This window comes from Mycolicibacterium alvei, assembly GCF_010727325.1.
Classification (GTDB): Bacteria; Actinomycetota; Actinomycetes; order Mycobacteriales; family Mycobacteriaceae; genus Mycobacterium; species Mycobacterium alvei.
Map to the genome: position 1 here is coordinate 3,584,158 of NZ_AP022565.1, position 14,167 is coordinate 3,598,324.

A 14,167-nucleotide genomic window follows, 5' to 3' on the forward strand; every position below is an offset into this window, starting at 1 on the left:
TAAACCTCAGTGCAACCGCAGATTCCGCAGCAGGTCGTAGACGCCGGCGATCCAGAGCAGCAGCGGAATCACCGCGGCGATAGCGAGACCGTCGGAGAGCTCGAGGATCCGCTTCGTCACCGGCGACACCCGACGAACCCCGTCGGTGGCGCCCACGGCGATCACCGCGACCAGTCCGAGGGCGGTGTAGATCGCCAGAACCAGCCAGGCACTACCCGGATTCCACAGGCACAACCGCACCATCACACCGGTGGGCACGGCGACCGCCGCCGCGAGCAGCGCCCAGGAGCACCACCGCTCGGCGTACAACCGCGATCGGAATCCACAGATCACGGCCACCAGCACGGCCACGATCATGCTGTGCACGAAGAAATGTCCCTGGACCACAACGGCAATCGCACCGACCGACAGCACCAGCGAACCGGCCGACAGGAATCCGATCAGCAGCTGACGGGTCAGCAGGCTGCGTTCCTGCAGTCGCGCAGCCGATTCCGGCACCGAGGCGATGATGGCCTTCCAGGTGGGCGACGCCTCGTCGACCTCGTCCGGGGTGATGACCGGGTCCAGCAGCTCGTCGTTGGACACGGTCTCACCGGGCGCCGGGATCGGCGGCAGGGCGATACGGGCAACGGCGACAGTGAGTTTGGCGGCGTTGGTCACCACGATCAACCCGAACGCGATGGCACCGGCGGGCACCCACGGCGTTCCGTCGTAGCCGACCGCGGTCGCCGCGGCCGTGACGGCGATCGCCAGCACCGCCACGAATGCGGCCGCATCAGCCCGACGGCGGGGCCCACCACGGGTCGCCAACGTCAACAACAGCACCACCGCACCCGCACCGGCGAGTTGTGGTGCGCCGAGGGAGTCGGCGTCATAGGGCAACGGCACGGCCAGCGCCGCGGCACCGGCCAGCACGATGGTCGCGGCGAGCAGCAGGCTCTCGGCCAGATCGAGGTTCTGGTAGCGACTCTGCGCGGCGAAGCTGCCGCCGAGCAGGCCCAAACCGAACAGCCCCAGCGCCAACGCCCACCACCAGCCCTGGCCGGACCCGTTCCACGACACCAGCGACATGGCGGTGATGGCCGTGGCAACCACCGGGATGGCCACGCCGACAAAGCGATTCAGCGCCGTGCGGTCGAATATCGGCGACTCGTCGAGCACGGCGATCGCATCGATCACGTCCTCGACCAGGGGGCGGTACCGCTCGGTCCGGCTGACCGAAACCAACGTCAGCAGCGACCCGTCGACCACCCCGGCATCGTCCAGGGACTCGTCGGCCTTCAACGGCGGCGCACCCGGGCGGGCGAACGCCCACATGCCCTGCTCGGAGAAGTCGAACCCGGCGAGGGTGTCCTTCGGAGTGTCCTCGAGCAATTCGCCCAGCACGCTCACGGTTTCGTCGATGTAGGTCTCGATCGCCGCGCCGGCGGGCAACACCAGATCCGTCATCCGCTTACCGGTGAGGATGGTGACCCTTGTGGTGGACGGCCTTCCAGGCTTCGCGCTCGACGTATCGGCGCTGGCAGTGCTCGCGGTCACCGACGTTCAAGCCTGTCGAAATCGTCGGACAGGGCAGCGGCCAGTTCGGTGATGCGCCGCTGGAAGGTTTCGCTGAGCAACTCAAGCTGGATCTCGGTACCGGCGGCAATGTGCTTGTCCCACGGCAACACGATGACTCGGCCCGGGGGCACATGGCGCTCGAACTGCTGCACCAGGTCTTCGACGTCGACGTTGACCTTGCCCGGTGTCACATGGTTGATGACGACGCAGGACCGGCCGAGCAGATCCTGGTAGCCGTTCTGGCGCAGCCAGTCCATGGTGATCGCGGCCTGCCGGGCGCCGTCGATCGAGGCACTTGCCACGATCACCATGCCCGACACGGTGGACAGCACGCCGCGGGAAGCCTTCTGGAACAGGCCGGCGCCGCAATCGGCGAGGACGAGGTTGTAGTAACGCGACACCACCGCGGTGGCGCCCTTCCAGTCATCGTCGTTGAACTCGCGCTGTGCGCCGCTGTAATCCTCGGATGACAGCACCTCGAGGTTCGCGCCGTTCATGCTCGTGTAGGCACGAATATCGTTGTAGCGCGACAGTTCCTGGTCGGCGAGCAGATCGGAGATCGTCGCCGCGGACTGACGCCCGGCCCGGTCGGCCAGGTTGCCGCCGTCCGGGTCGGCGTCGATCGCCAGGATGCGGTCGCCGCGGACCTTGGCCATCGCCGATCCCAGCGCCACCGTGACCGCGGTCTTCCCGACGCCGCCCTTCAGACCGAACACGCCGATCTGGTAGGAGTCGCGGGCATTACGCCGAATCCGGTTGTGCAGTTCGAGTTCGTAGATCTCATCGGGCGACAGACCGAGGTTGATCCGCGTCGTGAGATACAGCCAGTGCCGCCATCCGCGCTGGGACGGCATCTTTACCCCGGTCTTCACCCCGACGTGCGACAACGCGTCGATCGCGCGGTGGTTGCCCATCGAGGCGGCCGAGGTGGGGCCGGGCGCGGCCGGGCTGGGGATCGCCTGTCCGGCTCGCCACTGGCCACTGACCTCGGGGTCGAGATCGGCGAACTGCGACGGCGCCGGGCCGGGCGCAACGCGCGCAACCGGGCCGGGCTGGGCGACGGGCTGCTCGTGGCGTGCACCCTGGCCCATCTGCTGTTGCGGGGCCCGCAACATGGAGTTCTGCGGCCACTGCGGCGCACTCGCGGGCGGCGCCGGCATCGGCGCGGGCATCTGCGGTGCGGTCTCCGCGTGCCGGGGTTGCTGCGGGGCAGCCTGAGTCTGGGTGGGGGCCGTGGGTGCCACGGGCACGCTCGTGGAGCTGGTCTCCCCGACGGGTACCGGCGGTGGCGTCGCAGCCGCCGCGGCCTTCAAAATGGCATCTCTGTCCACGATCGCGGTGGCGTCGTCGACCGGTTTACCCGGTTCAGACGAGTGGAAGAGCCGGTCATAGTCGGCCGACATGGGGACCCCTCAGATAGTCAAAACAGATGATTAGATCTTTACACCCAAGCACAAGTGGTGGGCGGGTTCGGGCCATCATCAGATGGTCCGGGCACCCGCCCACCAAAACATGCTTGTTGCCGTGTCGTACTAGGCAAACATCCCCGAGACACCGGCTTCGGTCTGGGCCATGGTCTGACCCGCCTCGCTGATGGTCTGGGCGAGGTTCTGCAGCGCCGTGTTCAGCTCGTTGGAGGTGTTGTCCCAACGGGCCTGAACGGCCTGGTAGGCGTCGGAACCCGAGCCGCCCCACGCCGAGGCGAGCGTCGCGAGCGAGCCCTTGCCCTCGTCCAGCAGGCCGGCGGTGGTGCTGACGGCACCGTGGATCTCGCTGGCTCCGCCTTCGATACCGGCGAAATTCCAAACCTGTTCAGTCATGTGTTGTCTCCGTTCTTGAGGTCAGTTAGGTCAGATGTTCATCGCCGAGGACAGCGTGCTGGCCTGGTCGTCGTCGGTGCTCGTGTACTGGGTACCCGAGGTGTGGATGTTGGTCGAGATGTCGTTCAGCTCCTGGATCTGCTTGTCAGCAGCTTCCTGGAACCGCAGCAGCGCCGACTGCGCGGCGGTGCCGGCCTGACCCTGCATCTGAGCAGCCAAGGCGCCGCCGGTCGACTCGACCTGAGCGATCACGCTCTTGAGCTCACCCGAGATGCGCTCGAAATTAGCAGCCTCCTTGGCGAGGACGGCGGCATCTGTATTCATCTGTGCCATGTTGGATTCCCCTTATTTTTCCTTGTCCTCACCAGAAAGAGTTTTGGCGAGTCCTCCGACCGGGTGGCCGGAAAGTTTGGTTGTGGACGACGCACTACCAGTCGTCGTCCCCGTCATCTGAATTGTCGTTGTCATAGGTGAGCGCTGTCGGTGAGATCAGTCCTTCTTTGGTGCCACCGCTGCTCTTCTTGTCGTTGTGCCCGGCACCGGTCATCGGTGCCCCGCCTCCGCCGGCGCCACTGGAGACCGGTGCCACCGGACCCGCGGCACCCATGGCCCCACCGGCCGAAGCCGGCTTGGCCTCCCCGCTGATGCCCAACATGCTGGACAACAGCGCGGTGCGCGGCGGAGATCCGAGCGCGCCGGGCAACGAGGCCGCGCGCACCAGGCCCGCGCCCGAACTCGGACCGGCACCCCCGGCCAGCGGATGGTTCGAGAACGGCATCGCCCCCATCAGGCCCATCTGCATGCCCTTGTCGCTGCCACCCATTCCGGCGAACTGACTCACCATCTGGGTGACCTGCTGCAACGGCTGGGTCATCATCTGCATCGGGCTCTGCAGCATCTGCGGGATCTGGCCGGCCAACTGCCCGGCCTGTTGACCCATCTGCATCACCATCTGCATGCCCTGCTGCATGGGGTTCTTGTCGGTCGGGTTCTGCTCCTGCCGCGCGGCGTTCTCGCCCTTGTTGGCTGCCCCGACCCCTCGCTGCTCGGCATGGTTGACCCAGGCCGCCGTCCGCCCCGCGTTCAGTGCCACCGACTCGATGGTGGCCTTGGCGCTGACACCCTCGATGATCGCGTTGCGCAACAGACCCTGAGCCGTCCGCGGCGCCGTGGAGGCCAACGCGGCCGCCGCAGTCGTCTCACCGATCCCGGGCAGCACGATCGGCGTCATCGGCATGATCGGCTCGAACAGCAGGTTGATGGTGGTTTCGGCGTGGTAGGCCTCCATCGCACCGGCGGCCTGGTTCCACATGCGGACGAAGTAGTCCATCTCATTGAGCCCGATCGGCATCGTGTTGATGCCGAGGAAGTTGGTGGCTTCCAGAACCCCGTGAGTGATGTGGTTCTGCTCGATCTCCGGTATCGGCGGGGTGGTCGTCAGGGCCAGCGTGTACGAACTCGCCTGCGCACCGGCCTGCAGGGCGCGCTTCTGCGCCTGCATGGCCACCGTCCGCAGCCACATGATCATCGGCAGGGTTGCCGAGACAGCTCGTTCGCTCGACGTACCGCTCCACACCGCCGTCAGGGCGTTCAGTGCGCCGGCAAGCTCGTCAGCCTGGGTCTCCAGCAGGATCGCAAGCCCCTCCCAACCCGTTGCTGCCTGCAGCATCGGTGCCGGGCCGGCACCGAGCATCAAGCGCGCGGTGTTGACCTCTGGCGGAAGCGCAAACCAGGTCGGTGGAACGGGTGGCGCCGCAACCATGACTGGATGACCCTAACTCTGACGAATTTGCCTGCGAGATGTTAAAGCGTGGTGGCCTGAGCCGCGTCGACCGCGTTGTAAATGCCTGCGATCTCCGCGTATGCCGCGCCGGCCCGGGTGAGTTCCTCCTGGGCGAACGAGTTCGCCGCAAGCGCCTCGACACCCTCGCTGGCGAAGGCCATGGCTGCCATGGCCGAGACCTCGTCAGCACCGGCCGGAACCAGCGCGGTGACGGCCGCGGACGCGGTGGTGCCGCCGGCCAGGCCACGGGCTGCGTTTGCGATCACCTGTGCCGCAACGCCTTCGGCGCCTGGGTTGTGCATCATCGGTTGCATTTGCTTGCTCCCCTGTCTCGATTACAAATAACCAGGGACAGGCACCCAAAGACGACGTGGCAGAAAGTTTGCCAAGTCGTCAAGGAATCTGTCCCCCGATTCCTTTGCTGACGGGCCGCCGCCAGCGTTGCTGAGTGCGTTGCCTAAATACTAACTGCCCTTTTGGGGTGCTGCGCACACTTATTCTTCCGGTGGATCGACGTAGGCCGCCTGAATGACTTCCTTGCCCTCCGGCGAGACCATAAACGCCTGGCCAGGAGGCCTTTTCTTGACGATGATCTCGCGCGACGGAAAGTCGTTCTTCTCACCGGAGAGGAACAAGGTCGGCGAACCGGCGCCGTAGGCGGCCCCCACGAACTTGTCCATGGTGGCCCGGTGCGCCAGGCTCATCTGACACGTCACGATGACATGGAGGCCGATATCTGCTGCCGCGGGCAGCAGCGGCCCCAACGGGGCCATCGGCGACATCATGCCGGCCGCAGCCACGATCATGTGCCAGTCGTCGACCAGCAGGACGATGTCCGGACCGCTCCACCATGACCTGGCCCGCAACTGCGCGGTGGTCAGGTCGGGCGGCGGCAGCCGCTTCTTGAGGTTGGACGCCAGCGCCTTGATCGACTCCTCCAGCGAAGCGCTGTTGCGGTTGATCGCACCGGCGGCCAGCAGGTGCGTATCGGGCACCGCGTCGAGCAGGCCCGACCGGTAGTCGGCCAACATGAACCGCACCTGATCGGGGCTGTTGCGGGCACAGATCGCCTTGGACACCGCTTGCGCGATGGTGGTCTTGCCCGATTTCGGAGCGCCGAAGATCAGCAGATGCGGCGTCATGTTCATCTGGTTGTAGGCGACCGCGAGGTCGGACTCGCGCACACCCAGCGGCACCTGCCAGCGGGTCCGGTAGTCCGAATCGGGTCCCGGCGGGTTCGGGTCGAGCTGATGCAGGTAGATCTTCTCCGGCAGCACCCGCACCTGCGGTGCCTGATCGGTGTAGCGCGAAGCCACTTCCTGCACCCCCGCCGAGATCGCGTCGACGATGTTGGCGGCGCTGTGGACGCCGTCCAGTCGAGGCACCCCCATCATCAGGTGATGCTTCTCCAGGGAGACGGCCCGCCCCGGCCGGTTGGCCGGGATGTCGCGGGTGATCCGGTCGATCTGGGTCTCGTTCACATCGCCCAGCCGGAATTCGATCTTGGTGCCCAGGTAGTCACGCACGCGTGACTTGAGCTCGGTCCAGCGCGGCGTCGAGATGATGACGTGCACGCCGTACGCCAGACCCTGACCGGCCAGATCCTGCACCGCCGGTTCCAGATCGGGGAACTCGGCCACGAACGCCGGCCAGCCGTCGATCACCAGGAACACGTCGCCGAACGGATCCTGGGCGGCCGGGTTGTTCGGATCCTCCCGCATCTCGCGGTAGGACGAGATCGAGCCGACGCGGTACTGCTTGAACACCTGCTCGCGGGCCCTCAGCACGGCTTTGACCTCGGCCACCACCCGGTTGACCCGGTCCGGCTCGGCACGGGTGGCCACGCCGCCCACATGGGGCAGCTCTTCCATGTACATCAGGCCACCACCGCCGAGATCGATGCAGTAGAACTGCACCTGCCGCGGCGTGTGGGTGGCCGCGGCCGACAGCATCAAGGTCTGGAGGAAGGTCGACTTCCCGGTCTGCGGGGCACCGCCGATCGCGATGTTGCCGCCGGCCGCCGACACGTCGACGCCCCAGATGTCCTGCCGGTGACGACGCGGTTCGTCCATGATTCCCAGCGCGAAGCGCAGCGGCGCCCGCTGGTGGTCGCGTTCGACCAACTCGTTGACCGGGGTCGGATCGGTCAGCGGCGGCAGCCACATCTTGTAGGCGCGGCTCTCACCGGTGCCCAACTGCCCGAGGACGACCTCGCGCAGGACCCTGGGTTCAGCATCTGTACTCATGAGCTCATCGCCGTATCGAAGATCGGGGTCGTCGTGAACTGGTGAATCCGCACCCGGGCCTGACGCTTCTCGCGCGGCCGGGCCTCGCCGTCCACCGAATCCTCCACCTCGGGCACATAGTTCGCGCCGGTGTAGAGGGTGCTGAACTTCACCGGATCCTCCATACCCACCCGCAGGAAGCCGACACCGCTCTCCTTGTTGGTGATGTACTGCGCCTCGGGCGTACCGATCACCGCCTTGGACTCCGAAGAGCTGGTGGTACGCAACGCAATTCGGTAGGTGAGGTTCGGCTCGAGCTTGTCGATCCGCACGCCGCCGGTATTCAGCGACTGGGTGGCGAGCAGCAGGTGCACGCGCAGCGACCGACCCACACGACAGATGCGGTCGAACAGCGCGATGAAGTCCGGGTGGTTCTGCAGCAACTCGGCGAACTCGTCGACCACCACGAACAACGTCGGCAACGGCGGTAGGTCCGCACCGCGCTCGCGGTGCTTCTCGTACTCGGCCACACCGGACAGCGCACCGGCGGCACCCACCTGCATACCGGCCTGACGCAGGATCTGCTGGCGCCGGTCGAGTTCACCGGTGAGCACCTCGCCCATGCGGCCGACCAGTTCGGCTTCCTCTTCCATGTTGGTGACGACGGCCGCGGTGTGCGGCAGTTTCTCCATGCCCAGGAAGGTCGAACCGCCCTTGAAGTCGGTGAGCAGCAGGTTGATCTGGTCGGGGTGGTGCGTGGCCACCAGCGACAGGATCATGGTGCGCAGGAACTCCGACTTACCCGAACCGGTCGTTCCGATCAGCATGCCGTGCGGGCCGGCACCGAACTCGGCGCCCTCCTTGATGTCGAGCGTCATCACCTCGCCGGTCTTGAGCTCGTGCCCGAACGGGATCTTGAGCCGGTCCCGGTCGGTGTCGGTGAACATCCGCCAGCGCGCCGGGGTCACCTCCTCGACCGACTTGGCACCCACGAGGTGGTGCCATTCCTTGGAGACCTTCTTCTGCACCCGGACGTTCTTGTCGATGATCGTCCCGGTGATCGACCAGCCGGCCAGCTTGCGGGCGATCCGGCCGGCCTGCGCCGGGGTCATCCGGTCGACGACGCGGGTCACCTCGCGGTAGTTCTGGTTCGGCAGCTTGTCGTCGGCGGTTCCGTCGGCGTCGGCCCGGAGGCGGTACGCCGAACCCCGGTGGTTACCGAGGGTGAGCACCGTGACGCCGGCCCGGCCGTCGACCGGGAAGCCGGCCTTGCCGCCGGTCAGGTCCACCACGATCACGTAGGGGCCACCGGGTGCGGCGTCGGCGCTGTGCGGGCCACGCGCGGTCAGGTCGCTCAGACCGTCGGGGCGGGTGTAGACGAGGCGGGTGGGCCCGGCCGCGTCGGTATCGGTCTGGTGCTGGACGTGCGGCAACCACTTGAGCCACGACCACTTCGGATCTTCGGGGTTGTCGGTGAGCACCCGGATCTGCAGCAGGTCCGGCGGATGGAACACCGCCAGATGACAGATCATCGCGGTCAGCAGGCCCGCGGCACCCTCCGCGTCGCCACCCACGGCGATGGTCGGAAAGGTCCGCAGCTGAACAAGTTTCGGGCAATCGTGGATCAGGCCGTGGGTCCGCAGGAACTTCGTCACCCACATGTGGCTGACCGGCTCCAGGTGGGGCTGCGGTGCGCCCTGCGGGCCGGCCAGATCGCCGCTGGTGTTCGGCTTGAGCAACCGGTCCACCGCGATCTCGGCGCCGATGCCGATCCGGGTGGCAGCGTAGAAGTCGGAGTTGGCCTGACGCGACCACTGCCGGTGCGTACCGATGATCGACAGCAGATCGTCGGGATGCGGTGCGTGGTAACCGAAGAAGGCCACCTGGGCCGACGCCGACGACGTCACACGGGTGCGCAGGCCGGCCAGGTACCGCAGGTATTCCTTACGGTCGGCGTTGATCTCGGGGACCTTCTTGCCGCCGCCTCCGCCGCTGCCCATCATGCCGACGGTGCCCATGATCATCATCAACGGCATCATCAGCATGTACGGGGACAGCTGACGCACGCCGGTGAAGATCATGATCGCGATCATGCCGAGCATGCAGCCACCCATGACCCAGGGCATGGCCTTCTGCATCCCCGAGGGCGGGATGTCGATCCCGAGGTCATCCGGTGGGGCGACGTTGATCTCGCCCGGTGTCAGCCTTGGTCCCCGCTTGATCGTCGGGGTGAACTTCTTCGTCGTCATTGGCCCTGCTTGTCTTCCACCTTGCGCGGATTGGGGTCGGCGGGCAGCGTGTCGTGCTCAAGCAACGCTGCCTCCTTCGACAACACCGGGCCCTCCACCAGCAGCCCGACGACTTGCCACGGTGCGTTCACCGCACCCGACAAGCCCAGATTCTTGGCGGCATCGTCATTGGCGATGCCGTACCGCACTCCTTGCGGGTCGATGTAGTACAGGCTCTCGCCCACCCGCGGATCCGGCGACTGCAGCCGCAGGAACTGGCCGCCTTCGATGTACACCGTTGCGTCACCGCCGATCTGGTCGATCCCGGTACCGACCGCCGATGACGGGATCGGCAACCGGCGGCCGGCGATGACGGTGGTCTTGGGCGCCTGATCGCCGGGTTCACGCTGCCAGGCCCAGCACAACACCGGCGAGTCCTGACGCAGCAGCACCTCGAGCGGCTCGTCCGGCAACGGCGAGCCGTAGACCCGTTCGGTGATCTTGGCGACCACACTGGCCTCCACCGACGGTGACTTCAACAGCCCGTAGGAATTGGTGGCCCGCAGTGCCGCAGCCGTGGTGTCGTTGACGCGGGCCACACCGTCCGGCAACACCACGTAATGCTGCGGATCGTCTTCGGTCGCCGTCTGGAATACCGATCCGATCACCAGATTCTCCGGCAGCCCAACGGTATTGGGCGCGCCGGCAGCCGCGATCGCCGGCAATTGCCACGGGCCCCGGTTGGCCAACGCGTTGAACAGCCCTTCCGAGACCGGGGTGGTCTTCGCGGTGACCGGGATACCCACCGCGGAGCTCACCGCCCGGTCGGACAGGTCGATGCTGTGCCGGCCTTCCGAAGTCACCAACCAGTTGCCGCCCTCGAACGACACCAGCATGCCCTGGTTGGGGCGCATCGGGCCGACCGCGGAGTCGGTTGCCAATGATCTGATCAGGACCGAGGATTCGACCTTGGGTGCCGAGCTGTCCGGCTTCGCCACGGTGTCGCAGAGCGTCCACCGCGACGCGGGCACGCCGGTCGGTGTGGCGTACGGCGCGCCGGGGATGCCGATCGGCTGCCCCTTGGGTAGCCGGTTGAGCTCCTCGGACTTCACCGCGGAGGGGGTCCCGGAGTTGCCGAGCGCCAACCGCGCCGAGGTCAGGTTGTACACCGGGCGCAGCTGACCGCTGCCCGGCAGCATCACATAGAGCTGATTGGTGGTGCGGTCCACCACCAGTTGGTCACTGCCCTGCTTGCCCAGCGGCTTGAAGTACGCCATCAACCCCGCGCCGAGGCAGATCAGCACCGAGACCACCACACCGGCGAAAACCGCACGGCTGTGGAACTGCAACGGATCGTCGAACATCCGGGTGTCCCGACGCACGATCGCGTGCTCGACGCGGCGCAGCAGAAATCGCCAGCCGCTGACCTGGACCTTGGTGGTGAGCCGGAAGCCTGCCATCGCTATTCGCCGATGTTCAGGCGAGAGTGCACCGCCGTGATCGCCGCCGACATGTCTTCTCCGGTGACCTCACTGAGCTGCTCGACACCCAGGCTCTCGAAGTCCAACGACCGGGACAGCCGCATGTCGCGGTTCTGCTCACCGGCCTCGACCAGCTGCCGCGCGTAGCGACCGTTACCGGCGATGTCCAGCGCGGGCTTGTTGTTGAGCGTGCGCTGGCTCAACAGCGAGGCCGCCTCGTTGACGCGCTTGCAGGCGTCATCGTCGAGCCACGAATCATTCGACTTGGCAATGACTTTGGCGATCTCGACGATGTCGTCGGGCGAGTACGAGTCGAACTCGATGCGCGTGGCGAAGCGGGAACGCAGACCGTCGTTGGCCTCCAACAAACGGTCGATGTCATTGCTGTACCCGGCGATGATCACCACCAACCGGTCACGGTCGTTCTCCATCCGGGCCAGCAGGGTGTCCAACGCCTCGGTACCGAACGGGTCGGCCCGGCCATCGCGCTCCTGCACCAGGGTGTACGCCTCGTCGATGAACAGCACGCCACCCAGGGCGCGGTCGATCGTCTTGGCCGTCTTCACCGCCGACTGGCCTTCGTACTCCGCGACGAAATCCTTACGCGAGGTTTCGATCAGCTTCGGTTCGGCGATCACCCCGAGGCCGGCCAGGATGTTGGCCACCACCCGCGCGATCGTCGTCTTACCGGTACCGGGAGGGCCCGCGAAGATCATGTGCTTGGACGTCTGCGCGACCTTCATGCCGCGGGCGGCACGGATCCGGGCCATCTGGGTCGCGGCCCGGTAGGCCTCGATCTGCTCCTTGACCCGGCTCAGGCCGATCTGACGGTCGAGTTCGGCCTGCGCCTCGGCCAGCAGCTTGTCCCGAGCCGAGGTGTCGGCCACCACGCTGGCCGGATCCCACGGATCGGTGCGGGCCGCGATCTTCTCGGCCGTCGTGGTCTCCAGCCGATAGGCCGGATCCCGCAGTGCCGCCGTGACCTTGGGCTCCGGGAAGTTCGCCTGCAACCATTCCAGGAGGACCTGGGCGGACTCCTCGTTGCCCTGGGCGCGCCGGGCCATCGCCAGGAACCAGGCGATGGGCCGCGAGCAGGCGGCCGCTGCCGGCGTACCGTCCGCAGCGGTGAGGCGCCGGTCAGCCTCGGTGAACAACCCCAGGTTGGCAGCCGCCACGCCGTGAGCCACGCCGGCCGCGGCGGCAAGGAAGGCGTCGGGCCACTGATCGGCGCCGCGCACCTGGTCGATCACATCGGTCCAGCGTTGCGCCGCACCGTAGATCACCGCCTTGACCCAGGCCACCAGATGTTCGGACCCACCGGCCGGGGCGTCTTCCAGGGCCTCCATCGCGTCGGCGAAGTTGCCCTCGTTCGCCTCCTGCACGGCGAATCCCAGGGTGATCGCCAACGGTGAGTTGATCGGGTAGGAGATCTCTTTCCCGAAGATGCCGCCGATCGGGATCCTCGCGCCGACACTGTTCATCGAGATCTCGGCCGCACCGGCCAACTGGCCGAAGTTCGAGCGCGAGTACCAGGCCCGGAACAACGTCACCCGGTCCGTGTCACCACAGCGGATCCGTCCCACCCACGCATCGCAGGCGGTTTCGTCGTAACCGGTTATCTCGGTGAATATCTCGAGTGAACGGGCCGGCGAGCCGGAGAGCATGCCCACCGCGCTACCGAACATTCCAGCAAGGTGGTCAGCCATCGTCGCCTCCATAGCGGGTCGAAAAGACCTGGGCCCGAGCATCATCTGCTTGCTCCGGGGTAGGTAGATCCAGGTCACGGTTCAGAAAGTCGCGGGTCGCCGCGTCGTCGTGTCCATGCTCCCGCATTCCCGCGAGCATGAACGAGTACTGGGCGGACTTGGCCTGCTGAGCAGCCAGGCCCGCGACCACCAGGATTTCCTCGGCCAGATCCCGTTCGGTCAGATTGGTGATGTTCGGTGCCAACTCGATCTCGTGCACCCGGCCATCCATGAACACCGTCACCGTGACCGTTTCGGGCGGATTGGTGACGGTGAACAGCGGCAACGTGAGCTTCTCGTCGTCACTGCCGGACCCCTCCGAAAACCCGTCGCCGGATACCTCGTCGTCGGCAGACACGACATCGTCGTACGTCCCGAGTGCATCGAGGGCGGCTGCGTTCGATTCGTCATAGTCGTCATCGTCATCCGGAGAAAGTGGCGGAAAATCACCCACCGTGGCGGCCCCTTTCAGTACGCGTAGGAGCTGTCCGGATCAGGCTTGTCGAACCACGAACCCGATGGCAGGAATTCGATCAAACCGTCCAAGGCCCGCTGCAGGTTGTCCCTGGTCCCGGTCAGGAAGCTGCCGTAGAGCTCCCCGTTCACCCGACGCGGAATGGACACGATGCGTCCCTGCTTCGAGTCCAGCACACCGGCGGCCACGTCGACCTGGGCGATGGTGCCACCCGGATTCCGCTCGGACACCACGAGTTCCACCCAGCTCTCGGGCTCGGAGATGATGTTCGCGTAGACCCGGGCCGAGGTCGGCGGGATGCCGTAGCCCGTCAGCTCGTCGGCGGTTCTGCAACTGGCGAGGGTCGCCGCGACCCCGGTCAACGGCTCGACACTGGCGGGCTGGCCTTCGCCGAGCACGGTCATCACCATGCCGGCCAGACCCACCTGCGCGGCCACCCGCTGCAGCACCAGCATGTCGTTGTCGCGGGCCGCGACCACGTGCCGACCGCCCTTGCGGCACACCACGAATCGGATCATCTTGCCGCCGAGGTCGCGCCGCCACCAGCGCCCCTCCAGGGTCCGCTCGGGCCGGCTCAAGGTGTCGAGCATCGCCGCCACCTCGGGGTGGGGGTTGCCGAACACATCCAGCACGCCCTGGGCCGTGAGATCACGGGTCACCTGTTCCCACACGACCGCGCGCAGATCAGGCTGCGGGATGTTCAACCGGATTCCCATCGAGGGCGGGAAGTCGGTCAACCCCAGCTTGTCGGCGACCACCAGGATCCCGTCGATGGTCAGCTCGACCCCGACGACATCGTCGATCGCCTGGACATTCGCGTCGGCGCCAAAAGGAGTAGTCATCGTCCGCT

The 14,167-nt window shown here is 66.5% G+C and carries 12 protein-coding genes; all 12 read right to left on the reverse strand.

Annotated features, from left to right (window positions below; translation table 11 throughout):
- Window positions 1-6: 6 nt before the first annotated feature.
- Window positions 7-1,539 (reverse strand): type VII secretion integral membrane protein EccD, encoded by a 1,533-nt coding sequence (eccD, locus tag G6N44_RS17080; protein WP_163665939.1) that lies wholly within the window; start codon window positions 1,537-1,539, stop codon window positions 7-9.
- A complete protein-coding gene (locus G6N44_RS17085; RefSeq protein WP_163665941.1) occupies window positions 1,536-2,963 on the reverse strand; it encodes a MinD/ParA family ATP-binding protein in 1,428 nt (475 codons plus the stop codon). The genes eccD and G6N44_RS17085 overlap by 4 nt, the downstream gene beginning before the upstream one ends.
- Window positions 2,964-3,092: 129 nt before the next feature.
- A complete protein-coding gene (locus G6N44_RS17090; protein ID WP_163665943.1) occupies window positions 3,093-3,380 on the reverse strand; it encodes a WXG100 family type VII secretion target in 288 nt (95 codons plus the stop codon).
- Window positions 3,381-3,410: 30 nt separating this feature from the next.
- Window positions 3,411-3,713: a WXG100 family type VII secretion target gene (locus G6N44_RS17095; protein ID WP_163665945.1), complete on the reverse strand. Its 303-nt coding sequence runs from the start codon at window positions 3,711-3,713 to the stop codon at window positions 3,411-3,413.
- Window positions 3,714-3,807: 94 nt separating this feature from the next.
- Window positions 3,808-5,142 carry a PPE family protein gene (locus tag G6N44_RS17100; protein WP_163665947.1) on the reverse strand — a complete coding sequence of 445 codons (1,335 nt, stop codon included), beginning with the start codon at window positions 5,140-5,142 and terminating at the stop codon, window positions 3,808-3,810.
- Between the two features lie 41 nt (window positions 5,143-5,183).
- On the reverse strand, window positions 5,184-5,477 hold the full coding sequence (locus G6N44_RS17105) for a PE family protein (RefSeq protein WP_163665949.1): 294 nt from the start codon (window positions 5,475-5,477) through the stop codon (window positions 5,184-5,186).
- A 180-nt stretch (window positions 5,478-5,657) separates the two neighbouring features.
- Window positions 5,658-7,409: a type VII secretion protein EccCb gene (eccCb, locus tag G6N44_RS17110; RefSeq protein WP_163665951.1), complete on the reverse strand. Its 1,752-nt coding sequence runs from the start codon at window positions 7,407-7,409 to the stop codon at window positions 5,658-5,660.
- A complete protein-coding gene (gene eccCa, locus G6N44_RS17115; protein ID WP_163665953.1) occupies window positions 7,406-9,637 on the reverse strand; it encodes a type VII secretion protein EccCa in 2,232 nt (743 codons plus the stop codon). Before eccCa ends, eccCb begins: the two co-directional genes overlap by 4 nt.
- Window positions 9,634-11,076 (reverse strand): type VII secretion protein EccB, encoded by a 1,443-nt coding sequence (gene eccB, locus G6N44_RS17120; RefSeq protein WP_163665955.1) that lies wholly within the window; start codon window positions 11,074-11,076, stop codon window positions 9,634-9,636. The genes eccCa and eccB overlap by 4 nt, the downstream gene beginning before the upstream one ends.
- A 2-nt stretch (window positions 11,077-11,078) precedes the next feature.
- Window positions 11,079-12,803 (reverse strand): type VII secretion AAA-ATPase EccA, encoded by a 1,725-nt coding sequence (gene eccA / locus G6N44_RS17125; RefSeq protein ID WP_163665957.1) that lies wholly within the window; start codon window positions 12,801-12,803, stop codon window positions 11,079-11,081.
- Window positions 12,796-13,296, reverse strand: coding sequence for a YbaB/EbfC family DNA-binding protein (locus G6N44_RS17130; protein ID WP_163665959.1), 501 nt, complete (start codon window positions 13,294-13,296; stop codon window positions 12,796-12,798). Before G6N44_RS17130 ends, eccA begins: the two co-directional genes overlap by 8 nt.
- A 14-nt stretch (window positions 13,297-13,310) precedes the next feature.
- Window positions 13,311-14,159, reverse strand: a complete 849-nt coding sequence (locus G6N44_RS17135; protein WP_163665961.1) for an ESX secretion-associated protein EspG — start codon at window positions 14,157-14,159, stop codon at window positions 13,311-13,313.
- Between the last annotated feature and the right edge of the window lie 8 nt (window positions 14,160-14,167).